The organism is Micrococcus sp. SL257, from assembly GCF_026625585.1.
GTDB classification, from domain to species: Bacteria; Actinomycetota; Actinomycetes; order Actinomycetales; family Micrococcaceae; genus Micrococcus; species Micrococcus luteus.
The window spans coordinates 1,692,193-1,712,707 of the sequence record NZ_CP113053.1; the positions used below are offsets into that span (position 1 = coordinate 1,692,193).

Consider the following 20,515-nt stretch of genomic DNA (forward strand, 5'->3'; position numbering starts at 1 on the left):
AGGAGGAGTTCATGACGGCAACGGCTAACAGCAGGTCGTATGACCTGGCAATGATCGGGTTCGGTGGGGCGGCGTTCGCGGCCGCGATCCGCGCCACCAACCTCGGCAGACGGGTGGTGATGATCGAGCGTGGCACCGTCGGCGGTACCTGCGTGAACACCGGGTGCGTGCCCTCCAAGGCCTTGCTCGCGACCGCCGAGGCCCGCCACGTCACACTCGACGCCTCCCGGTTCCCCGGCCTGCCGCTCCCCGAAGTCCGGCCGGTCGACATGCCCGCCTTGATCGCCGGCAAGGATCGGCTCGTCGGGTCACTGCGTGGCGAGAAGTACCTGGACCTGGCCACCGAGTACGGATGGGATCTCCACCCCGGGGACGCCACGTTCGTCGGCACACCCAGCGAGCCGGCACTGCGCGTCACCGGCCCTGACGGCACGGTGGAGACGGTCCGGGCCGCGCACTACCTCATCGCCACCGGCTCCAGGCCCTGGGCGCCGCCGGTCCCCGGCCTGCAGGAGGCCGGTTACCTGACCTCGACCACCGCGATGGAACTGGACCACGTCCCGGAGTCGCTGCTGGTCATCGGCGGCGGCTACGTCGCGATGGAGCAGGCCCAGCTCTTCGCTCGGCTCGGCGTCCGGGTCACCATGCTGGTCCGCTCACGGCTGGCGTCCCAGGAAGAACCCGAGGCGTCCACCGCCCTGGATGAGATCTTCACGGACGAAGGCATCCAGATCATCCGCGGCGCGGTGCCCAGCGCGGTCCGCCGCGACCCGGCCACCGGCGAGGTCACGGTCACTGCCACCACCACTGACGGCTCACAGGAACTCCGGGCGGCCGAGGTACTCGTCGCCACCGGGCGCCGCCCGGTCACCGCCACGCTCGGTCTCGACACCGTCGACGTGCGCACCGGCGACCACGGCGAGGTGGTTGTCGACAGCCATCTGCGCAGCACCAACCCGCGCGTCTGGGCTGCCGGTGACGTCACCGCCCACCGTCAGTTCGTGTACGTCGCCGCGGCCCACGGCGCCCTCGTCGCCGACAACGCCCTCACCGGCGCCGGCCTCGAGGTCGACTACCGCCACCTGCCCCGGGTCGTGTTCACCAGCCCCGCCCTGGCCGCCGTCGGGATGACCGAACGGCAGGCCTCCGCTGCCGGGATCCGCTACGACAGCCGTGTCCTGTCACTCGCGCACGTCCCACGCGCGATCGTCAACCGCGACACCCGCGGGTTCATCAAGATGGTCACCGACGCCGACACCGGCCGCATCATCGGCATTACCGCCCTGGCCCAGGACGCCGGCGACCTCGCCGCCGCCGGGGTCTACATGCTCGAGGCCGGCATGACCACCAGCCAGGTCGCCAACCTCTGGAGCCCCTACCTGACCATGGCCGAAGGCCTCAAGCTCACCGCGCAGGCCTTCACCACCGACATCGCCAAGCTCTCCTGCTGCGCGGCGTGAACCTGCCCCGCACACAGGGACACCGATAGGGGACCGCCTCGCCCCGGGGCGCGAGACAAGAAAATGGGCGCCGATCAGCCCTACTTACTGGCACCCCTGCGTATCGGACCTGCAACCACCGGGGAGTTCAGTCGATGCAAGAACTCCCGTCCCAGGCCTATATCTGGACGTCTTCACGACCTCTACGTGCTCGACCCGACGAGGACAGCACTGGACGACGCGATGACCGCCTTGCGGCGCCGCCATGAGGCCGCGGTCCGTTTGGGCCGCGTCACCGCACCACCATGACCACGATCGTCACCACGTAAGCCGCGGCGACCAGACCGATCCCCAGCAGGGTGAGCACCACCCCGCGCCGGGCCGGCCGCTGGCCCTCGTCCGGCCCGGGGCCCTTGCCGTGCTTCGCGGTCATCGCGCGCTCCTAAGACGTTGCTCAAGCATGTGCGGCTCTCGCGAGCGGGCTTCCGTGCCGAGTGCTACCAGCTCAGGTCGTGACAGCCGTCGCTGCCGGCGCCCTCCACCTGCAAGGTGGCATGGGCGATACCGTAACGGTCGCGCAGCACCCGGCGCGCGCCGGCAAGCACGGCGCCGTGGTCCGCGCCCTGGTCAGCGACCAGGTGGGCCGTGGCCACGTTCATCCCCGACGTCAGGGTCCACAGGTGCAGGTCGTGGACCTCCTCCACCCCCTCGACCGCGTCCAGGTCACCGGCGACGTCCTCCGGGTCCACCCCTTCCGGGGCGTGCTGGCCCAGCACCGCGATCACCTGCCTGCCCAGAACCACCGCCCGGATGATGACGAAGACCGCGATGAGCGCCGCGACCACGACGTCCCAGATCGGCTGGCCGGTGAGGATGATCAGCACGCCGGCGACCATGACACCCACCGACCCGGCGGCGTCGGCGATCACCTCGTAGTAGGCGCCCTTGACGTTCAGGCTGTCCTTGGCCCCGCTGCGCAGCAGCAGCATGGAGATGATGTTGATCACCAGGCCGGCGAAGCCGACCGCGAGCATGGCGCCGGAGGCCACCTCCGGCGCGTCGCCCAGCCGGCTGATGGCCTCGACCACCACGTACACCCCGACCGCGAGCATCGCCAGCACCGCCAACGCCGAGGCGAACACCTCGGCCCGGTAGGAGCCATAGGTGCGTCGCCCCGTGGAGTCCGGCCGGCTCGCGATGCGCGTCGCCAGCAGCGCCGCACCCAGCACCACCACATCGGCAGCCATGTGCCCGGCATCCGACAGCAGCGCCAACGACCCCGACACCAGCCCCGCGACCAGCTCGATCAGGAAGAAGCCCGCCGTCAGGGCGAACGCCCCCGCCAGCCGCCGACGGTAGCGGCCACCGGCATGCCCGGTCGCCGGGGCATGGCTGTGTCCCGCCCCCATCAGCCCTGCCCCTCGTGGCGGGCGTGCTCACGGGAGACGTCCAGCAGCATCCGCACATGCCCGTCAGCGAGGCGGTAGTACACCATCCGCCCCTCCCGGCGGTTCTCGACCACCCCAGCGGAACGCAGCACCCGCAGCACCTGGGACACCGACGCCTCCGCGACATCGACCGACGCCGCCAGGTCACACACGCACAGCTCGCCGGCCTCCAGCAACGCATACAGCACCCGGGCACGGCGCGGGTCCCCCAGGAGCTTGAACAGCCCGGCCAACCTGCCGGCCTCGCGCTCGTCGGGGATCCTCTCCCGGGTCAGCGCCACCTTCTCCGGATGGACGGCGGTGACCTGACACGAATCCAACGGCGTCACACTCATGCCACGACCATACACCTATGCAGATATCAGCAGCGGGAGCCACACACGAGAGGTCAGCAGGTTCTGTATGGTCAGCGCATGCTGACTATTGCTTCGCGGCTGGACGTGATGAACCGGCTGGGCCGGGCGATGGCCGACCCGACCCGCTCCCGCATCCTCATGACACTCCTCGAGGGCCCGAGCTACCCGGCGGTACTCGCCCGCGACCTAGGGCGTGTCTGAGAATAGATGCACGAGTCAGCTGAGACCCTGGGGACATGTCCCGGTTCCAGATGCTCTCTGACACCCAATGGGAGTTGATCGCCCCGATGCTCCCGACCCGGACCGGCCGCGCCGGCAGGCCGTTCGCCGACGCCCGCGCCATGGTGGAGGCGATCATCTACCGGTACCGGTGCGGAATCGCTTGGAGGGATCTGCCCGAGGTCTACGGGCCCTGGCAGACCGTGTGGACCTGGCATCGGCGCTTGGCCGAAAAAGGCACATGGGACACGGTGCTGGCCACGCTGACCGCCGCCGCTGACGCCGAAGGCCTGATCGATTGGTCGGTCTCGGTGGACTCCACGATCGCCCGCGCCCACCAGCACGCGACGAACATCACCCGCCACACAGGGGGATGGATCGAACTACAAGAATCCGTGTGAGGAGCCGGCCGATCACGGCATCGGGCGCTCCCGTGGCGGGCTGAGCACGAAGATCCATCAGCTCGTCGATGGGACCGGGCTGCCGCTGGTCAGCCTGATCACCCCCGGCCAGGCAGGGGACTCCCCGATGCTGCTTCCTCTTCTGGAGCAGCTGCGCGTGACCCGGCCAGTAGGGCGGCCCCGGACCCGCCCCGAGGCCGTGCTGGGCGACAAGGCGTACTCCTCCCGGGCGATCCGCACCCACCTACGCGCCCGTGGGATCAAAGCGGTCATCCCTGAACCGGCCGACCAGCAGGGCCACCGCAGACGGCGCGGTGCCCGCGGCGGGCGCCCCATTGGCCTCGACGCGGCCGCCTACAAGGGCCGCAATGTCATCGAGCGCCAGTACGCGCACCTGAAGCAGTGGCGGGGCCTGGCGACCCGGTATGACAAGTACGCGATCGTCTACCGGTCCGCTGTGGTCCTGAATGCTGTGATCGCATGGTCCAAACGATTGTCAGACATGCCCTAGGTGTTGTGGGTCATGAGGTTCTTGCCACGGGGTACGGGCTGAGATGAGACGAGCGGGCCTCTCCCGCAGGATGGAAGTTCCTCAACAACCCACCTGCCAGAAGAGACCCGCTCATGACTCACGCTAACGCACCCCTGACCCCGACCGGCCGTCTCAGGATGGTCCACCGCCACCTGCACGACGGGATCCCGCAGTCCCACGTGGCCGCCGAGTTCCGGGTGAGCCGGCCCACGGTGGCCACCTGGGTGGCCCGCTACCGCGCCGAGGGCGAGGCCGGGCTGCTCGACCGGCCCAGCCGTCCGCGCCGTTCACCTGCCCAGCTCGACCCCGAGGTGGTGGCCCAGATCCAGACCCTGCGTCGCAGGGAGAAGTGGTCAGCCCGCCGCATCCATCACCACCTCGTCTCTGAAGGCCACCAGCTGTGCCTGCGCACTGTGGGCAGGTGGCTGCACCGACTGGGCATCTCCCGGTTGCCAGACCTCGCGCCCACGGGTGAGGACCTGCGCCAACGACCGCAGAAGATCACCGCCCGCGGCCCGGGGCACATGGTGCACCTGGACGTGAAGAAGATCGGGAAGATCCCTGACGGGGGCGGCTGGCGTGCTCACGGACGTGAAAGTGAAGCAGGCCGTGCTTCCAAGCGTGGTGCAGGCCGGCGGGTCGGGTACACCTATCTGCACTCGGCGATCGACGGGTTCACCCGCCTGGCGTACACCGAGGCGTTGGAGGACGAGCGGGCGGCCACGACCGTGAGCTTCTACTGCCGGGCGAGGGCGTTCTTCGCCGCCCACGGGATCCGGATCGACAGGGTGATCACGGACAACGGCAACAACTACCGGGCCGCGGACTTCACCGCCAAGGTGGTCTCGCTCGGGGGCCGGCACCACCGGATCCGCCCCTACACCCCGCGCCATAACGGGAAGGTCGAACGCTACAACCGGCTGATGGTCGATGAGGTCCTCTACGCCCGCCCGTATACCTCAGAGCAAGCTCGGCGTGAGGCCCTTCAGGTGTGGGTGAACCACTACAACTATCATCGGCCTCATACCTCCTGCGGAGACGCCCCTCCGGCCTCACTGGCACCGACCCGAGTCAACAACGTCATGCCCTCCTACAACTAGGGCTTCGATGACCGCGGCCTGGCTGGGCGTTGCCGGGTTCGTGGCGGCCTCTCGACGCACCGCGTCGCGGATCGCTTCGGGCACTCGCACGTTCAGGGCCGCGGTCGGCGCCCCACGCCGCGCCAGGGGCGCATACCCACCGGCCGGGTCCGAGGTCGTTGCCGGTTCTGCGGGGATCACCGCTCCGGGAGCCGGGGTCTGGGGGGCCGGGGTGGGCTTGCGTCGCTGTGCTCGCAGACTCAGGTCGGGCTCAAGCTGCTTCTCGTTCATGCGGTGACCCTTTCGAAGATGAGGCCGGCCAGGTCGGCGTAGGCGGAGGCGACGGGTTCGCGCTTCTCATAGTGGCCCAGCCAGTCGCAGGCCAGACGTGCACCGGGGACGATGGAGCGGGCCGGCACCAGGGGGGTGAGCAGCAGCCCGGTCTCGCGCAGCTCCCAGCAGGGCCATGGACTGTTTGAACGCGGCCACGCTGCGGCAGGCTCCGTGCACCCCGACGCAGTCGTCCGAGGCGGGGCGGGCCGCATAGATCACCCGTCTGCGGCGGTGAACGCGTTGGGGGTCAACGGCCCGCCCTGACGGTCGGGGCAGTGGACGACGAGCTGTGGATGCCGCGAGCGAGACGAAGGGCGGGGGCTTCGCGTCTCCGCCTCTATCGTCGGGTCCCCGCGCCCTCCGGCCGACCCCATCCATGACGGCGCGGGGCTGCCGGCGTTCCGGACGGGCCCGGTTGACCGGCCTGCGATCACCCCACCGGCCCCGGGGACAGGGTCCACGTCGAGAGCAGCCGACCCAGCAGGCAGCCCCGCCCGGCCACCCTCAGTCCCGTGGCGTGACCGAGCGCAGCGCGAGCTCGGTGAGGACGGCCGCCTCGAGGGCCTCGCGTCCCTTGTCCTCTCGGGATCCGGGCAGGCCCGCCCGGTCGCGGGCCTGCTGCTCGGTGTCCACGGTGAGCACGCCGAAGCCCACGGGAACGCCGGTGCGCACCGAGACCTCCGTCACGCCCTGGGTCACGGACTGGCACACGTAGTCGAAGTGCGGGGTGTCCCCGCGCACCACGACGCCGAGGACCACGACGGCGTCGAAGCGCTCCGCCAGCCGCGCCGCAGCGACGGTGAGCTCGACGGTGCCGGGCACGCGCACGAGCACGGGCTCCAGGCCCAGGTCCGCTGCGGCGGCCTGCGCCCCGGCGATCAGTCCGTCCATGATCTCCGTGTGCCACTGGGCGGCGACGATCGCCACGTTCAGGCCGCTCGCAGCGGCGGGGTCGGGGGTGAAGGTCGGGGCTCCGGCGCCGCTCATGGGGTGTCCTCCTGGTGGGTGGGGTGGGTCGGGTCGGTGGTCGGGTCATCGGCCGGCGTGGCGGGGCCGCCGGTGGCCGTCGGCGGTTCGAGCACGCGGTCCGCCAGGGCGTGGGCCATCCGGTCCCGCTTGGTGCGCAGGTAGACGACGTTGTGCTCGGTGACGGGCGTGGGGGCCGGGACACGCTCGACGACGTCGATGCCGGCCGCCCGCAGCCCCGCGACCTTCGCGGGGTTGTTGGTGACCAGGCGGATGCGCCGATGGCCGGCGGCCGTGAGGACGGCGGCGGCCCCGGCCCAGTCGCGCGCCTCGGCGGGCAGACCGAGGGCGAGGTTGGCCTCGACGGTGTCCATCCCCTCCTCCTGGAGCCGGTAGGCGCGGATCTTGTTCGCCAGGCCGATGCCGCGTCCTTCGTGGCCCCGGAGGTAGAGGACGGCGCCGCCCTCGATCGCCGCGCGGGCCAGGGCGTCCTCGAGCTGGGGGCCGCAGTCGCAGCGCAGGGAGCCGAGGACGTCGCCGGTGAGGCACTCCGAGTGCACGCGGACGGTGAGGGGACGCTCCGGGTCGGTCTCCCCCGCCACGAGCAGCAGGTGTTCGGCCCCGGTCTCGGCGTCCACGTGCACGCTCACGCGGAACAGGCCGTGCCGGGTCGGCAGGGTGGCCTCGGCGGGGACGGCGGTCAGGGCCGGCGTCGTCTCCTCCAGGTGGGCCACGAGGTCCTCGATGGAGATGAGGACGAGATCGTGCTCGTCGGAGAACTCCCGCAGGGCGGGCAGGCGCATCATGGTGCCGTCGTCGTGGACGAGCTCGGCGATGGCGGCCACGGGCGCGACGCCGGCCAGGCGGCACAGCTCGACGCCGGCCTCGGTGTGGCCGCGGCGGGCCCGGACGCCGCCGGGGACGGCGCGCAGGGGGAACACGTGACCGGGCCGGGTCAGGTCACCGGGGGCGGCACCGGGGTCGGCGAGCACGCGGAGGGTGCGGGTGCGGTCGGCGGCGGAGATGCCGGTGGTGACGCCGGCGGCGGCGTCCACGCTCACGGTGTAGGCGGTCCCCTTGGGGTCCTCGTTGACGGTGGTCATGGGCGGCAGGGCCAGGCGGTCGGCCAGGCCGGCCGGCAGGGGCGCGCAGATGACGCCCGAGGTGTGGCGGACGGTGAAGGCGGTGACCTCGTCGGTGGCCAGGGCGGCCGCGTAGATCAGGTCGCCCTCGTTCTCGCGGTCGGCGTCGTCCACGACGACGACGGGCCGGCCGGCGGCGATCGCGGCGATCGCCGCGGGGACGGGGTCCAGACGGATGTGCTCGCTCACGGGCGGGCCTCCTCGGTGGGTGCGGCGGGGGCGGACGGGATGAGCGCGAGACGCTCGGCGTACCGGGCGAGGACGTCGGTCTCGAGGTTGACGCGGTTGCCCGGCCGCAGGGCGCCCAGGGTGGTGGCCTCGAGCGTGGCCGGGATGATGCCGACCTCGAACCAGTGCGCGGCCGCGCCCGGGTCGGAGACGGCGGTGACGGTGAGGGAGACGCCCTGCAGGGCGATGGCCCCCTGCGCGGGGACGTAGCGGGCCAGGCGGGCGGGCAGGCCGATGCGCAGAGTGGTCCAGGCCCCGTGCGGGGTGACCGCGAGGACCTCGCCGGTCCCGTCCACGTGGCCCTGGACCACGTGCCCGTCCAGGTGGTCGGTGGGGCGCAGGCAGCGCTCGAGGTTGACCCGGTCCCCCGGGGCGCGGTCGCCGAGGCTGGTCATGCGCAGCGTCTGGCCCATGAGGTCGGCACGGAACACGCCGGGGCGCTCCGTGGGCTCGTCGAGGGCCGTGAGGCACACGCCGTCGACGGCGAGCGAGCCGCCGGCGGGCAGCCCGTCGAGGGCGCCGCCGGCGTCGAGGGTCAGCAGGGCGGTGTCGGCGGCCGCGTCGTGCTCGAGGGCGACGACGGTGCCGAGATGGGTGACGATGCCGGTGAACACTCAGTCCTCCTGGAAACGGGTCGGGGCGGGGGCGGTGGGCAGGCGCGGGGCCGGCACCGGGCTCAGGTGGGTCCAGACGTCGACGCCGAGGGCACGGACGGGGCCGCCCTCCGCGGGGTCGGGGTGCCAGCGCAGTCCCTCGGACAGCGTGGCGACGTCCAGGCCGGCGACGGCGGCGCGGCCCGGGCCGAGCAGCAGGGGCGCGGTGTAGACCATGAGCTCGTCCACGAGGCTGGCGCGCAGCCACGCGCCGAGCACGCGGGGCCCGCCCTCGATGAGCACGTGCTCGGCACGGCGGCCGTGGGGCCAGGGCCCGGGGTGGGCCGCGAGCACGGCCAGGACGGCGTGCGGGTCGTGGTCGAGGACCTCCAGCACCACCGGGTGGGTGCGCAGGGCGGCGCCGTCGGGCACGGGCCGGTGACCCTGGACGACGGGCACGGGCTGGTGCGCGAGTTCGGCGCCGACGGCGTCACGGGCGGTGAGGCGGGGGTCGTCGGCCAGCACGGTCCCCGTGCCGACGACGATGGCGTCGACGCGGGAGCGCACCTCATGGGCGTGGACGCGGGAGTCCGGGCCGGTGATCCACTGGCTCGTGCCGTCGGCGGCCGCGGCGTGGCCGTCGAGGGACTGAGCGAGGTGCCCGGTCACCCACGGACGGCCTGCGTCGCGGACCTCGCGCCAGCGGGCGGTGAGCGTGAGGGCGGCCGCCTCGCCGGTGGGGCCGGTGACGTGCACCCCGTGCGCGGCGAGGCGGGCCGCGCCGCCGCCGTCGTGACCGGTGGGGTCCGCGACGGCGTAGCGCAGTGCGCCGATCCCCGCGTCCAGGACGGCCTGCGAGCAGGGGCCGGTGCTGCCGGTGTGGTCACAGGGCTCGAGGGTGACGTGCAGCGTCAGGCCGGCGGGGTCGAGGGCGGCCAGGGCCGGATCCGTGGCGCGGGCGGCCCGCCAGCGGGTCAGGGCGTCGACCTCGGCGTGGGCAGTCCCCCGTCCGCGGTGGTGGCCGACGGCCAGGACGCGGCCGGCCTCGTCGGTCAGGACGGCCCCGACGAGGGGGTTGGCGCCGCGCACACCGCGCAGCGCGGCGCGGACGGCGAGGTCCATGGGGTCGGCGGACGGGGTCTCGGCGGCGCTCATCGGGCGACGTCCCCCTCGGGGCCGTCCGGCAGCAGCGTCTCCACGGCGGGCTTGTCCCGGTCTGTGGCGCGCAGCCACACGAAGAAGCCGATCAGGGTGAAGGCGCCGTAGAAGGCGTACATCACGGCCGAGGCGTAGTAGCCGGTGCTCCACAGCAGGGGCACGCCGACGACGTCCACGGCCACCCAGATCAGCCAGAACTCCACCCAGCCGCGCGCCATGCCGTAGGTCGCCAGCAGCGATCCCACGAACGTCCAGGCGTCCGCCCACACCGGCTCCCACGAACCCAGGGCGCGGAACACGGGGGTGAGGGCGACGGTGCCGACCGCCATGGCCGTCACGAGGAACACGCGCCCGCGCCAGCCGGCCCACTCCGGGGTGATGGCGGGAGCGTCCTCGGCGTGGCCCCGGCGGGCCTGACGCCAGCGCGCCCAGCCGTAGACGGAGACGGCGATGAACATGACCTGTCGGCCGGCCTGGCCGAGCAGGGTGGCGTGATCGGCCCCCGTGAACAGGGAGGCGAGGAAGACCGTCAGCAGGATGAGGTTGCCGAGGATGCCCACGGGCCAGGCCCAGACCCTGCGCGCCATGCCGCCCAGGGCGGAGGCGAGGCCGAAGACGTTGCCCAGCACCTCGCGCATGAGCAGCCCGCCGCCGGCGACCGGGATGGTCCAGTTGAACGCGTCCACCAGCCAGTCCATGACCGTGACGCCACCTCCTCGGATCGGGACTCCGAGGGGTGCGCTCCGCAGCCCTCCCGCGCAGGGCGCGGAACGGCTCCGCCGCGTGCCTCTCCCATCCCGACTGTACGGTCGGCACCGGAATTCCACCGGTCAGGCCGCCCGGCACCGCCTCGGATGAGGACGGGCCGCGCGGTTAGCGGGCTGTCACCGCCGGTGCGGATTTCCACCGCATCTCGGAGCACGTTGCTGTCCAGCAGTATCGCACGCCCGGCCGGCCGCGCATGCCGGACGTCGCCGGGCGACGTCCGGCGCGGCGGGCGGGCGCGTCGCCGGGCTAGTGGCAGGCGCGGGCGGCGGCGGTGCGCAGGCCGACGAGCGCGGCGTCGGGGTCCTCGGCGCCGAACACCGCGGAACCGGCCACGAACACGTCCGCCCCGGCCTCGGCCGCACGCTCGATGGTCTCCCGGTTCACGCCGCCGTCGACCTGGAGGGCCAGCGGGGCGGACCCGCCGTCGAGGGCGCGGCGGGCCCGGCGGATCTTCGGCAGCACGACGTCGAGGAACGCCTGCCCCCCGAAGCCGGGCTCCACGGTCATCAGCAGAAGCATGTCCAGCTCCGGGAGCATGTCCAGGTAGGGCTCGACCGCGGTCGCCGGCCGCAGCGCCATGCCGGCCCTCGCTCCGGCCGCGCGCAGCTCCCGGGCCAGCCGGACGGGCGCGGCCGAGGCCTCGGCGTGGAAGGTGACGGACTCGGCCCCCGCCTCCGCGTAGCCGGGCGCCCAGCGGTCGGCGTCCTCGATCATCAGGTGGAGGTCCAGCGGCAGGTCCGTGGCGCGTCGGATCGCCTCGACCACGGGCAGGCCGAGGGTGAGGTTCGGGACGAAGTGGTTGTCCATGACGTCCACGTGCACCGCGTCTGCGCTGGGGATGCGGGCCAGCTCGTCGGCGAGGCGGGCGAAGTCCGCGGACAGGATCGAGGGGTGCAGGCGCGGGGCGCGGGCGGTCATGGGCGGGTCCTCTCGGTCAGGCGCCGGGGGCGCGCAGCAGGGCCAGGAACATGGCGTCGGTGCCGTGCCGGTGCGGCCAGAGCTGGGCCGTGCGGGCGACCACATCGGCTGGCTCCGGCGCGCCGGCGGGTTCGGCCTCGTCCAGGCGCAGGTCGTCGAGCGCGACGGTGTCGAGGGCGGTGCGGGCGTCGAGCAGCTCCAGCTCGGGGTGGCGGCGCACGAGGTCCTGGACCTGGACGACGGTCTCCGCGACGTGCGGGGAGCAGGTGACATAGGCGAGCACGCCGCCGGGGGCGAGGACGGAGACCGCCGCGTCGAGCAGCTCGGCCTGCAGGCCGGTGAGCTCGGCGAGGTCGGCCGGAGTGCGGCGCCAGCGCGACTCGGGTCGGCGGCGCAGCGCCCCGAGGCCGGTGCAGGGGGCGTCCACGAGGACGCGGTCGAACGCCGGGGCCGCCTCGGGGGCGTCGGCGATCGTGCGACCGTCCCCGGCCCGGACGGTCCAGGCGTCGGCGGGCACGGCGGCGAGTGCCTGCCGGACGAGGTCGCCGCGGTGCGGGGCGACCTCATTGGCCACGAGCGTCGCCCCCCGCTCGGCGGCGAGGGCGGCCAGCAGGGCCGCCTTGCCGCCAGGGCCGGCGCACAGGTCGAGCCAGCGCTCGGCCCGCCCCTCGGCCGCGGGGACGGGTGCCTGGGCCAGGGCACGGGCGGTGAGCTGGGAGCCGGCGTCCTGGACGCGGAGCACGCCCTCGCGCACCCCGGGCAGACGGCCGGCGTCGCCACCGGAGTGCAGGGCGGAGTCCGGGGCCAGCGGCCCGGGCTCGGCGCCGTCGTCGAGGGCCGCGGCGAGCGCCTCGGCCCCGCCGGCCACGGGCAGGGCGACGAGGTTGACCACGGGCGGGGCGTTGTCCGCCTCGAGCAGGGCGGCCAGCTCGGCGTCGCGGTCGGCGGTGTGGCGGGTGCCGCGGTGGGCGGCCAGGGCCTGGCGCAGCGCGCGGACGATCCACACCGGGTGCGAGGCTCGGACGGCCAGGGCGGCGTCGCCGCCGTCGGCGGGGGCGACGTCGGCCAGCCACTCGTCGAGGGGGCGTTCGGCGACCCGACGCAGCACCGCGTTCACGAACCCGGAGGCGCCGGCCCCGATCTCGGCGCGCACGAGGGAGACGGTGGCGTCGAGGGCGGCGTGGGCGGGCACGCGCATGCCCAGCACCTGGTGGGCGCCGAGCCGCAGGGCGTCGAGCACGGGTGGGTCGATCTGCTCGAGCGGGCGGTCCACGCAGCGGGTCAGGATCGCGTCGTACAGGCCGAGCCCGCGCAGGGTGCCATAGGCGAGTTCGGTGGCGAAACCGGCGTCGCGCCGGTCGAGGCGGGCCTGGCGGATGCGCGCCGGGAGGACCAGGTTCGCGTACGCGTCCTCGGCGTGGACGGAGCGGACCACCCCGAACGCGACGCGGCGGGCCGGGTCGGCGGTGCGGGAGCGCTGGGACGGCGCCTGCGCCGAGTACTTCCGTCCCGCGCCCGAGCGACCCCGGTTGCGGGTGCGCCCCTGCGCGTCGCGGCGGTCCTGGGCGTCCGGCCGGGGTGCGCGGCCGCGTTCCCCGCGGGCCCCTCGCTCGCCCCGGCCCTGTCCTGCCTGTCCTTCGCGGCTCATGCGCGTGCCTCCTCGTCCTGTGCCGCGGCGTTCCGCGCGGCCTCGCGTGCCGCCGCCCGGGCGGCGGCCTTCTGGCGGGCCTGTTCTTCGTGGTGGGCGAGCGCCTCCCCGGCCAGCAGCGCGGCCCCGGCGGCGGCGCCGCGCGCCCAGTCGGCGGCCGGCATCAGCTTCCTGCCCGCCGGCTGGACGCGGGAGAGCCGGACGGCCCCGCCGGACGTGCGCAGCCAGGCGGCCTTCGCGGCCACCAGGATCTGCCCGGGAGCCGCGGCGTCGAGTACGGAGGGCCAGCCGTCGTCGCCGGCGCGGACCGGGGCGACGCCGTCGAGCTTGAAACGGGCCGGGGCGGCGCCGTCGTCCGCGGTCAGCCAGCCCCAGGCGCCGGGCTCGGGGGTGACGCCGTTGATCCGGGCGGCCACCTCGGCCGCCGGGCGGGCGGGGTCCACCAGGCCGTCTGCGGCCGTGAGCTTCGGCGCGTGGGTGGGTTCGCCGCGCTGGGGCGTGGCCGTCGCGGTGCCGGCCGCCAGGCGGTCGAGCACGTCGATCACGAGCGGGCCGCCGCGCTCGGCGAGGTCGGTGAGCACGGTCCCGGCGGTCTCGTCGGCCGCGACGGGGCGGGTGAGTCGGGCGAAGACGGGTCCGGTGTCCAGGCCCTCTTCGAGCTGGAACACGTCGGCGGCGATCTCGGTCTCCCCGGCCATCACGGCGCGCTGAACGGGGGCGGCGCCGCGGTAGGCCGGCAGCGCGGAGAAGTGCAGGTTGAGCCAGCCGTGGCGCGGGATCTGCAGGGCCTCGGCGGGCACGAGCGCCCCGTAGGCGACGACGGCGGCCACGTCCGCCTCGAGCGCGCGGATCGCCTGGAGGGCATCGGCACCCTCGGGTCCGCGGAGTCGGTCGGCCTTGAGCACGGGCAGGCCGGCCTCCTCGGCCACGACCGCGACCGGCGACGGGGTCAGCACCCGCCGGCGCCCGACCGGGGCGTCCGGCCGGGTGAGCACGCCGACGACCTCGTGGGGCGAGTCGAGCAGGGCGCGCAGCACGGGCACGGCGGTCTCGGGCGTGCCGGCGTAGAGCACGCGCAGGGGCGTCGGGGCGGTCATCGGGCGGCTCCTGTTCCGGCGGCGGGGGCGGCGGGGGCGCCGAAGACCGAGCTGACGGCGGCCGCGCGCTCGGCCCCGATGCGGCGGGCGGCGCGGTCCACCTCGCCGGCGCGCATGCGGCGGCGGGCCTCACGGCGTTCCTCGCCGTCGAGGCGGTCGACGTAGAGGATCCCGTCGAGGTGGTCGGTCTCGTGCTGGAGACAGCGGGCGAGCAGGCCGGTCCCCCGGTGCTCCACCGGGTTCCCGTCGACGTCGGTGCCGCGGACGACGGCTTCGGCGGCGCGCGCCGGGTGGTAGCGCAGCCCCGGCACGGACAGACACCCCTCGCCCGGCTCCCGCAGCGCCTGGCCGGCGGTCTCGAGTACGGGATTGACCACGTGCCCGGCGACGCCGGCGACGTCGAACACGAAGACGCGCAGGCCCACGCCCACCTGGGGCGCGGCCAGGCCCACGCCCCCGACGGCGTGCATCGTCTCGATCATGTCCGCCACGAGGGCGCGCACATCCGCGCCCGGGGGCACGGGCGACGCGGCGGTGCGCAGGACGGGGTCGGGGATGGTGCGGACGGGCAGGACGGTCACGCCGTCACCCTATCGCCGCCCTCGGCAGACGCCGGGCGCGACGACGACCCGTCGGGCGCCACGTCCGGGGCGGCGTGGGAGCCGCCGCCGAACGCCGCGGCGCGCACGGCCTGCAGTCCGGTGGCCGCCGACGCCGGGACCGACGGCGGAGGCGGGCCGATGACGCGGAGCGCGGGGCCGGCGTCGTCCACGGCCTGCGCGTGCTTCCAGACCTGGCGCAGGGCCCAGAACTTGTGCCAGTGGCGGGGCAGCACACCGGGGTTGGCCTGGTGCACGGCGACCTCGGTCTCCCCCAGGGCGACGCCGAGCAGCATCTCGGCCTGGCCGTGCCGCCACTCTTCCCAGGTGCCGGCCTCGGGGTCCACCAGGGACTCCTCCGCCTTCAGGCCGGCGGTCAGCTGCATGACCACCTTGGGATCGAGCGCCTTGACCCGTCCGTCCCGCCCCGTGCCCTTCGTCTTGTAGTCGATCAGGCACAGCCGGCCGCCGATCCGGGCGACGAGGTCCAGCGTGCCCGCGTAGCCCACCGTGTGGTTCCAGACGGTGATCTCGGCCGCGATCGGCCGGACGTCGTAGAGGTCCCACCACTCGTCGAAGCGGTCCGCGTAGGCGCCCTCGCCGTGCTCGATCAGCCGGGCCCGGGCCTCCGCCATGGTGTGGGGGCGGCCGAGGGCGCGCTGGGCCACCTGCTCGGCGTAGTCGTGCACGCGGTCCCCGCGCTCGGCCGCGGCGTCCCGGTAGCGGGCGGCGGCGTCGGCGGACTGCCGGGCCACCTGCTTCAGGCGCGCGGCGGAGCCCACGGATTCCGCCAGGCGCGGATCCTGGGTCACGGACTGGGCCGCCATCCACCCGACCCAGCCGTCCAGGTCCGTCTTCTCCATGCCGATCACGGTGGTGATGGACGGGACCTCGGGCAGGCCCGAGAGGGAGCGCGCGTACATGCGCCCGTGGGGGGTCTGATGCGCGAGGCGTGGCTGGGTCATGGTCAGCCATTCTGGCAGGGTCCGCGGACCCCCGACGGGGTGGCCCGACACGCCAGCGGACGCCGATTTTGCATCCGGGCGGAGATGGCCTAGAGTTCTTTCTCGTTGGAAAACGCAGGTGAGCGGCTCGGACGAGCGGATCCCGGCGGCACCGACACGCGGATGTAGCTCAGTTGGCTAGAGCGCCACCTTGCCAAGGTGGAGGTCGCGAGTTCGAATCTCGTCATCCGCTCGCTCAACCTTCACCCCTGGTCGGGTGGCCGAGAGGCGAGGCAGCGGCCTGCAAAGCCGTATACGCGGGTTCGAATCCCGTCCCGACCTCGCAGCCTTCTCCGACCGGGAGTGGCGGCATGTTCACCACCTCTTCGGAGGTGGACGAGCGCGATTGGCGCAGCGGTAGCGCGCTTCCCTGACACGGAAGAGGTCACTGGTTCGAACCCAGTATCGCGCACGGAGACGATCCGTGACGATCGACTCAGGCGGATGTAGCTCAGTTGGCTAGAGCGCCACCTTGCCAAGGTGGAGGTCGCGAGTTCGAATCTCGTCATCCGCTCCCCACACGAAGGGCCCCTCCTGACGGAGGGGCCCTTCGTCGTTCCGGGGCGTGCGGTCGGCCTCGTGCTCGGAGCACGGACGCCGACCGTCGGACGGGATCAGAGCCGCGGGCCGTCCACCCGCCAGTAGCCGCTGAACATGATCGCGCGCTTCGGTGCGATGCCGCGGCGGACGATCACCCGCCGCGCCGCCGTCGCGAGCGACTGCTCGCCGCACGCCCACACGTGGTCGCGGGGCGCGGCGGGGAGGTCCTCGAGGTGCGGCGTGAGCAGGGCGCCCGGCACGGCGTCTCCGCGGTGCAGGACCGTGAGCGTGGCGCCCTCCGGGACCTCGAGGGCGGGGACGTGGTCACGGCCGGGCACCTCCAGGACGACGTCCATCCGGCCCCCGCGCGGCGTGCGACGCTGCGCGGCGAGGGCGGCGGCGATGCTCGGGACTGCGGTCTCGTCCCCCACCACGAGGTGCGACTCCCCCGCCGCCGGCAGACGATAGGCGCCCGTCCCGGTGCGGAAGCCGGCGACGTCGCCCGGACGTGCGGTGCGCGCCCACGTGCCGGCGGGGCCCGCATGGTCGTGCACGACGACGTCGACGTCGATCTCACCGACGGAGGGCCGGTGCTCGGCGACCGTGTACCACCGCAGATCCGGCCGCACGTCCTCGGGGATCCGCCCGACCGCTCGCCGCGCATTGAGCGCCGCGGGATCGGGCATCACGAGCGCCCGCCCCGGGGGCGGGGTGAGCAGCCCGAAGTACTCGTCGCAGCCCTGCGGGGTGAACGTGCGGAACTCCTCCGCGGCGAACGTGAGACGACGCAGCCGGGGGGCGAGCAGCCACGTGGCGCGGACCGTCATGGTCCACTGCGGATACTCGTCGCGGTCAACGGGCATCGCCTGGCCGAGGGCCGCGAGCCCGCGGTAGGCCTTCATCTGCAGGGCCTCGACACGCGAGGGACGGGCGGCAGGCGGGGGGAGGACGGAGGAGCTCGTCATCCGGTCATCATAGGTGAGCCTCACCTTTGCTGGAGTCCTCCCTTTGAATACGTTACGTCATTGTTGCGTATTTGCTTTCTTAGGTAAGGCTTCCCTACTGTGCGGGACGTCCGTGGCGCACGCCGCCCGGAGCCGACGACCCCCTCACGGAAGGCCCTCCCATGCTCCCTCGCCTGTTCGGACTCGGCGATCCAGCCGCCTACCTCGACGCCACCGGCAGGGCGGCCCGGGTGGCCGTCGACACCGCCTACGACCGCGCGGGGGTCCACCCGGACACCCCGTCGACGCACCTGGCCGACGCCGTCGGCGCCGTCGACTTCTCGCAGCCGACGGGCAGCCTCGACGACGCCCTCGCCGAGGTCGCGGAGCTCTACGCCCACCAGACCACCGCCTACCACCACCCGCGCTATGCCGCTCACCTCAACTGCCCGGTCCTGCTCTCCAGCACCGCAGCGGACACCGTGCTCGGGGCGCTCAACACGGCGGTCGAGTCCTGGGACCAGGCCCGCTCCGCGGCGCTCATGGAGCAGCGGCTCCTGGCCGAGGTCGGACGCTGGTGCGGGTTCGCCGCGGGCGACGGCGTCTTCACCTCCGGAGGGTCGGCCTCCAACCTGCAGGCCATGACGCTGGCCCGCGGCCGCGCCGTGCAGCGCCTCACCGGCCACGCCGGGCTCGCCGACCTGCCCGCCGAGGTGCTCGGCTCGCTGCGCGTCTTCGTCAGCGCCGCCACGCACTACAGCATCGCCAAGGCAGCCGGCCTGCTCGGGCTGGGCCGCCACGCCGTGGTCGTCGTCCCCACCGACGCCGCCGGGCGTCTGGACCCAGGGGCCCTGGCCGAGGCGGTCGAACGTGAGGTGGCCGCCGGTGCCGTGCCGATGGCCGTCGTCGCGACGCTGGGGACCACCGACCGCGGCGCCATCGACCCGCTGCCGGCCATCGCCGACGTCGCCGAACGCCACGGGATGTGGGTCCATGCGGACGCGGCCGTGGGCGGGATCCTCGCCGCGAGCGCGGCGACGCGCCACGAGCTGCCGGGGCTGCACCGTGCGGACTCGGTGACGATGGACTTCCACAAGACGTTCTACGTGGGGCTGGCCTGCAGCGCGCTGGTGGTGCGGGACGCCGAGAGCCTGCGCCATGTGACGGTGCATGCGGACTACCTGAACCCGGAGGACAGCGTCCATCCGAACCTGGCGGATCGGTCCTTGCAGACGAGCCGCCGGTTCGACTCGCTCAAGCTGTGGCTGACGCTGCGTGAGCATGGGGCCGAGGCGGTGGTGTCCCTGTTCGCGGGGGCGCGCGAACGCACGCGGCAGGCGTGCGGGATCCTGCGGGCCCGGCCGACGTTCGCGGTGCTGGAGGATCCGACGCTGGTGACAGTGCTGTTCCGGGTGCGGGCCGAGGGACTGTCGGAGGAGGAGTGCACGGCGGTGCAGGCGGCGACGCACCGGGAGCTCGTGGCCGGCGGGCGCGCGCTGATCGCGACGACGGTGGTGGACGGGGTGCCCCATCTGAAGTTCACGATCCTGAACCCCGCGGTCACCTCGGGCGAGCTGGAGGAGCTGGTCGACGTCGTGGAGGAGGCGGCGCTGCGGCACGTCGACGCGGTGCGGGCGAGCCGTCATCGGTGGCGCGGGGTGGCGCGGACCCGTCCGCATGGCCCGTCGGTCGCCGTGTCCTGCACGCTCCCCGCTTCGGCGGGGCCACGTCCGTCCGCGGCGCGCGTGGACGAGCACGGAGAGCAGGTGTGCGCATGAGCCCGGCGTCCACGTCCCCCCGCCGCGTGCTCGCGATCGGGCTGGGCCCGTTCAACCTGAGCCTGGCCGCGCTGGCCCACCCGCTGCCCGACGTCGAGGTGGAGGTGGTGGAGAGCCGCGACGCGTTCGTGTGGCACCCGGGCATGATGCTGCCGGGCGCGCAGATCCAGGTGCCGTTCCTCGCGGACCTGGTGACGTTCGCGGACCCGACCTCCCCGTACTCGTTCCTGGCGTATCTCAAAGCGATGGGCCGGCTGCACCGCTTCTACATCCGGGGTTCCTGGTACCCGCTGCGGCGGGAGTTCTCGGACTACTGCGCGTGGGTGGCAGCCCAGCTGCCCGGCATCGCCTACGCGACCACGGTGACGGCGGTGCGGTGGGACGATCAGGCGGACGAGTTCGTGGTGGAGGCGGCCTCCGCGGCCGGGACCAGCACGCACCGGGCCGACCACGTGGTGGTGGGCACGGGCACGGTGCCGTCCCTGCCCGCGCCGCTCGCGCGCGTCGCGGAGGAGTCGGCCCGGGTCGGCGCGTCCCCCGTGGTGCACACGGGTGAGTACATGGGCCGTCGCGAGGACATCGCCGGGGCCGGGTCGGTCCTGGTGGTGGGCAGCGGCCAGTCGGCGGCGGAGTGCGCCCTGGACCTGCTGAACGCGGGCCACCCGGACCTCACGTGGGTCACGCGCTCACCCCGGTTCTTCGGCATGGAGGTCGGCCAGCTCACGCTCGAGCTGACCTCGCTGGACTATGAGCGGCACTTCGCCACTCTGCCCCGGGCGCGGCGGGATGAGATCAACGCATCCCACCGGTCCCTGTACAAGGGGATCAGCGAGTACACGATCGAGGACGTCTACCACGCGCTGTACGAGCGCCAGGTGGGTCCGCTGGACCCGGCCCGGCTGTGGCCGGGCACGTCGGTGACGGACGCCCGCCTGGTCGCGGGCCCGGGTGCGCCCCGGGTGGAGGTCACCCTGCGCGACGAGGAGACCGGGGTGACCGGGGGGCGCGTGGTGGACCGTGTCGTCGCGGGCACGGGCTACCGCCACCCGGACCATCCGTTCCTGGAGCCGGTGCGGCACCTGCTGCGCGCGGAGGACGGTCGGACGACGGCGAACGCGGACCACGCGATCGACGTGAGCGGCCGCCGGATCTTCGTGCACAACACCGCCGAACAGCCCCTGGGTCTCACCGGCCCGGACCTGGGCATGGCGGCGGAGCACAGCGGCCGCATCCTCAGCACGATCGCCGGCCGCCAGGTCTACGCGCAGGCCGAGTCGATCGCGTTCCAGGACTTCGGTGCCGTCGCGGCGGGCGTCCGGTGAGCG

At 73.8% G+C, this 20,515-nt stretch carries 20 protein-coding genes, 4 tRNA genes, 1 pseudogene and 1 riboswitch; of the genes and pseudogenes, 10 read left to right on the top strand and 15 right to left on the bottom strand.

Annotated features, from left to right (window positions below; all coding sequences use genetic code 11):
- Nucleotides 1-11 precede the first annotated feature (11 nt).
- Nucleotides 12-1,460, top strand: coding sequence for a mercury(II) reductase (merA, locus tag OVA32_RS07765; RefSeq protein ID WP_036341525.1), 1,449 nt, complete (start codon nucleotides 12-14; stop codon nucleotides 1,458-1,460).
- Nucleotides 1,461-1,731: 271 nt separating this feature from the next.
- Here the strand turns inward: merA and OVA32_RS07770 are convergent, their stop codons facing one another.
- From OVA32_RS07770 to OVA32_RS07780, 3 genes are all read right to left on the bottom strand, one after another.
- Complete coding sequence (locus OVA32_RS07770; protein ID WP_002854087.1) at nucleotides 1,732-1,872, bottom strand: hypothetical protein; 141 nt, start codon at nucleotides 1,870-1,872, stop codon at nucleotides 1,732-1,734.
- Nucleotides 1,873-1,936: 64 nt separating this feature from the next.
- Entirely contained in the window at nucleotides 1,937-2,848 is a 912-nt protein-coding gene (locus OVA32_RS07775) for a cation diffusion facilitator family transporter (protein ID WP_002854089.1), read from the bottom strand.
- Nucleotides 2,848-3,222 (bottom strand): ArsR/SmtB family transcription factor, encoded by a 375-nt coding sequence (locus OVA32_RS07780; protein ID WP_041103922.1) that lies wholly within the window; start codon nucleotides 3,220-3,222, stop codon nucleotides 2,848-2,850. The genes OVA32_RS07775 and OVA32_RS07780 overlap by 1 nt, the downstream gene beginning before the upstream one ends.
- 78 nt (nucleotides 3,223-3,300) lie before the next feature.
- On the opposite strand from OVA32_RS07780, the pseudogene OVA32_RS07785 reads away from it, so the two are divergent.
- From OVA32_RS07785 to OVA32_RS07795, 3 genes and pseudogenes are all read left to right on the top strand, one after another.
- A pseudogene (locus OVA32_RS07785) lies at nucleotides 3,301-3,435 on the top strand (ArsR family transcriptional regulator); the annotation flags it as partial.
- Nucleotides 3,436-3,479: 44 nt separating this feature from the next.
- A protein-coding gene (locus tag OVA32_RS07790) for an IS5 family transposase (protein ID WP_267713934.1) occupies nucleotides 3,480-4,374 on the top strand; the annotation gives its coding sequence in 2 pieces (ribosomal slippage) (nucleotides 3,480-3,836 and nucleotides 3,838-4,374; 894 coding nt in all).
- A gap of 113 nt (nucleotides 4,375-4,487) precedes the next feature.
- Nucleotides 4,488-5,495 (top strand): IS481 family transposase, encoded by a 1,008-nt coding sequence (locus OVA32_RS07795; RefSeq protein WP_101967801.1) that lies wholly within the window; start codon nucleotides 4,488-4,490, stop codon nucleotides 5,493-5,495.
- A 266-nt stretch (nucleotides 5,496-5,761) separates the two neighbouring features.
- Here OVA32_RS07795 and OVA32_RS07800 read toward each other — a convergent pair whose 3' ends face one another.
- The 11 genes from OVA32_RS07800 to OVA32_RS07850 all read right to left on the bottom strand — a co-directional run bounded on the left by OVA32_RS07800 (nucleotide 5,762) and on the right by OVA32_RS07850 (nucleotide 15,889).
- The gene (locus OVA32_RS07800) at nucleotides 5,762-5,893 is read right to left on the bottom strand and encodes a hypothetical protein (RefSeq protein ID WP_256998846.1); all 132 of its coding nucleotides are present in this window, start codon (nucleotides 5,891-5,893) and stop codon (nucleotides 5,762-5,764) included.
- A 418-nt stretch (nucleotides 5,894-6,311) separates the two neighbouring features.
- Nucleotides 6,312-6,794, bottom strand: a complete 483-nt coding sequence (gene ribH, locus OVA32_RS07805; protein WP_044659922.1) for a 6,7-dimethyl-8-ribityllumazine synthase — start codon at nucleotides 6,792-6,794, stop codon at nucleotides 6,312-6,314.
- Complete coding sequence (locus OVA32_RS07810; protein ID WP_044659921.1) at nucleotides 6,791-8,104, bottom strand: bifunctional 3,4-dihydroxy-2-butanone-4-phosphate synthase/GTP cyclohydrolase II; 1,314 nt, start codon at nucleotides 8,102-8,104, stop codon at nucleotides 6,791-6,793. Before OVA32_RS07810 ends, ribH begins: the two co-directional genes overlap by 4 nt.
- Entirely contained in the window at nucleotides 8,101-8,757 is a 657-nt protein-coding gene (locus tag OVA32_RS07815) for a riboflavin synthase (RefSeq protein ID WP_044659920.1), read from the bottom strand. Before OVA32_RS07815 ends, OVA32_RS07810 begins: the two co-directional genes overlap by 4 nt.
- Complete coding sequence (gene ribD / locus OVA32_RS07820; protein ID WP_044659919.1) at nucleotides 8,758-9,891, bottom strand: bifunctional diaminohydroxyphosphoribosylaminopyrimidine deaminase/5-amino-6-(5-phosphoribosylamino)uracil reductase RibD; 1,134 nt, start codon at nucleotides 9,889-9,891, stop codon at nucleotides 8,758-8,760.
- Nucleotides 9,888-10,592, bottom strand: a complete 705-nt coding sequence (gene pnuC, locus OVA32_RS07825) for a nicotinamide riboside transporter PnuC (protein ID WP_004167571.1) — start codon at nucleotides 10,590-10,592, stop codon at nucleotides 9,888-9,890. The genes ribD and pnuC overlap by 4 nt, the downstream gene beginning before the upstream one ends.
- Before the next feature lie 82 nt (nucleotides 10,593-10,674).
- Nucleotides 10,675-10,819: riboswitch (FMN riboswitch) on the bottom strand.
- Between the two features lie 89 nt (nucleotides 10,820-10,908).
- Nucleotides 10,909-11,580 carry a ribulose-phosphate 3-epimerase gene (gene rpe / locus OVA32_RS07830; protein WP_060973834.1) on the bottom strand — a complete coding sequence of 224 codons (672 nt, stop codon included), beginning with the start codon at nucleotides 11,578-11,580 and terminating at the stop codon, nucleotides 10,909-10,911.
- Nucleotides 11,581-11,596: 16 nt separating this feature from the next.
- A complete protein-coding gene (locus OVA32_RS07835) occupies nucleotides 11,597-13,228 on the bottom strand; it encodes an RsmB/NOP family class I SAM-dependent RNA methyltransferase (protein WP_060973833.1) in 1,632 nt (543 codons plus the stop codon).
- Nucleotides 13,225-14,307, bottom strand: a complete 1,083-nt coding sequence (locus OVA32_RS07840; protein WP_230278126.1) for a methionyl-tRNA formyltransferase — start codon at nucleotides 14,305-14,307, stop codon at nucleotides 13,225-13,227. The genes OVA32_RS07835 and OVA32_RS07840 overlap by 4 nt, the downstream gene beginning before the upstream one ends.
- A 14-nt stretch (nucleotides 14,308-14,321) precedes the next feature.
- Entirely contained in the window at nucleotides 14,322-14,906 is a 585-nt protein-coding gene (def, locus tag OVA32_RS07845; RefSeq protein ID WP_044659674.1) for a peptide deformylase, read from the bottom strand.
- On the bottom strand, nucleotides 14,903-15,889 hold the full coding sequence (locus tag OVA32_RS07850; protein ID WP_044659673.1) for a cytochrome P450: 987 nt from the start codon (nucleotides 15,887-15,889) through the stop codon (nucleotides 14,903-14,905). The genes def and OVA32_RS07850 overlap by 4 nt, the downstream gene beginning before the upstream one ends.
- 158 nt (nucleotides 15,890-16,047) lie before the next feature.
- Between OVA32_RS07850 and OVA32_RS07855 the strand changes: the two genes are divergently transcribed.
- The 4 genes from OVA32_RS07855 to OVA32_RS07870 all read left to right on the top strand — a co-directional run bounded on the left by OVA32_RS07855 (nucleotide 16,048) and on the right by OVA32_RS07870 (nucleotide 16,442).
- A tRNA-Gly gene (locus OVA32_RS07855) sits at nucleotides 16,048-16,121 on the top strand.
- A gap of 18 nt (nucleotides 16,122-16,139) precedes the next feature.
- A tRNA-Cys gene (locus OVA32_RS07860) sits at nucleotides 16,140-16,210 on the top strand.
- A 58-nt stretch (nucleotides 16,211-16,268) separates the two neighbouring features.
- Nucleotides 16,269-16,340: transfer RNA gene (locus tag OVA32_RS07865), tRNA-Val, on the top strand.
- Nucleotides 16,341-16,368: 28 nt separating this feature from the next.
- A tRNA-Gly gene (locus OVA32_RS07870) sits at nucleotides 16,369-16,442 on the top strand.
- A gap of 100 nt (nucleotides 16,443-16,542) precedes the next feature.
- On the opposite strand, the gene OVA32_RS07875 is transcribed toward OVA32_RS07870, so the two are convergent.
- On the bottom strand, nucleotides 16,543-17,433 hold the full coding sequence (locus OVA32_RS07875; protein WP_049147987.1) for a siderophore-interacting protein: 891 nt from the start codon (nucleotides 17,431-17,433) through the stop codon (nucleotides 16,543-16,545).
- Nucleotides 17,434-17,594: 161 nt separating this feature from the next.
- Here OVA32_RS07875 and OVA32_RS07880 point away from each other — a divergent pair, with 161 nt between their 5' ends.
- The gene (locus tag OVA32_RS07880) at nucleotides 17,595-19,190 is read left to right on the top strand and encodes a pyridoxal phosphate-dependent decarboxylase family protein (RefSeq protein WP_049147986.1); all 1,596 of its coding nucleotides are present in this window, start codon (nucleotides 17,595-17,597) and stop codon (nucleotides 19,188-19,190) included.
- Entirely contained in the window at nucleotides 19,187-20,512 is a 1,326-nt protein-coding gene (locus OVA32_RS07885; RefSeq protein WP_044659670.1) for a lysine N(6)-hydroxylase/L-ornithine N(5)-oxygenase family protein, read from the top strand. Before OVA32_RS07880 ends, OVA32_RS07885 begins: the two co-directional genes overlap by 4 nt.
- Nucleotides 20,513-20,515: the final 3 nt, after the last annotated feature.

What these genes read in the sequence shown, in the direction of transcription:
- OVA32_RS07775 (WP_002854089.1), bottom strand. Translation starts at nt 2,848, where the DNA reads ATGGGGGCGGGACACAGCCATGCCCCGGCGACCGGGCATGCCGGTGGC.
- ribH (WP_044659922.1), bottom strand. Translation starts at nt 6,794, where the DNA reads ATGAGCGGCGCCGGAGCCCCGACCTTCACCCCCGACCCCGCCGCTGCG.
- rpe (WP_060973834.1), bottom strand. Translation starts at nt 11,580, where the DNA reads ATGACCGCCCGCGCCCCGCGCCTGCACCCCTCGATCCTGTCCGCGGAC.
- OVA32_RS07835 (WP_060973833.1), bottom strand. Translation starts at nt 13,228, where the DNA reads ATGAGCCGCGAAGGACAGGCAGGACAGGGCCGGGGCGAGCGAGGGGCC.
- OVA32_RS07875 (WP_049147987.1), bottom strand. Translation starts at nt 17,433, where the DNA reads ATGACGAGCTCCTCCGTCCTCCCCCCGCCTGCCGCCCGTCCCTCGCGT.
- OVA32_RS07770 (WP_002854087.1), bottom strand. Translation starts at nt 1,872, where the DNA reads ATGACCGCGAAGCACGGCAAGGGCCCCGGGCCGGACGAGGGCCAGCGG.
- OVA32_RS07795 (WP_101967801.1), top strand. Translation starts at nt 4,488, where the DNA reads ATGACTCACGCTAACGCACCCCTGACCCCGACCGGCCGTCTCAGGATG.
- merA (WP_036341525.1), top strand. Translation starts at nt 12, where the DNA reads ATGACGGCAACGGCTAACAGCAGGTCGTATGACCTGGCAATGATCGGG.
- OVA32_RS07780 (WP_041103922.1), bottom strand. Translation starts at nt 3,222, where the DNA reads ATGAGTGTGACGCCGTTGGATTCGTGTCAGGTCACCGCCGTCCATCCG.
- ribD (WP_044659919.1), bottom strand. Translation starts at nt 9,891, where the DNA reads ATGAGCGCCGCCGAGACCCCGTCCGCCGACCCCATGGACCTCGCCGTC.
- pnuC (WP_004167571.1), bottom strand. Translation starts at nt 10,592, where the DNA reads ATGGACTGGCTGGTGGACGCGTTCAACTGGACCATCCCGGTCGCCGGC.
- OVA32_RS07885 (WP_044659670.1), top strand. Translation starts at nt 19,187, where the DNA reads ATGAGCCCGGCGTCCACGTCCCCCCGCCGCGTGCTCGCGATCGGGCTG.
- OVA32_RS07850 (WP_044659673.1), bottom strand. Translation starts at nt 15,889, where the DNA reads ATGACCCAGCCACGCCTCGCGCATCAGACCCCCCACGGGCGCATGTAC.
- OVA32_RS07880 (WP_049147986.1), top strand. Translation starts at nt 17,595, where the DNA reads ATGCTCCCTCGCCTGTTCGGACTCGGCGATCCAGCCGCCTACCTCGAC.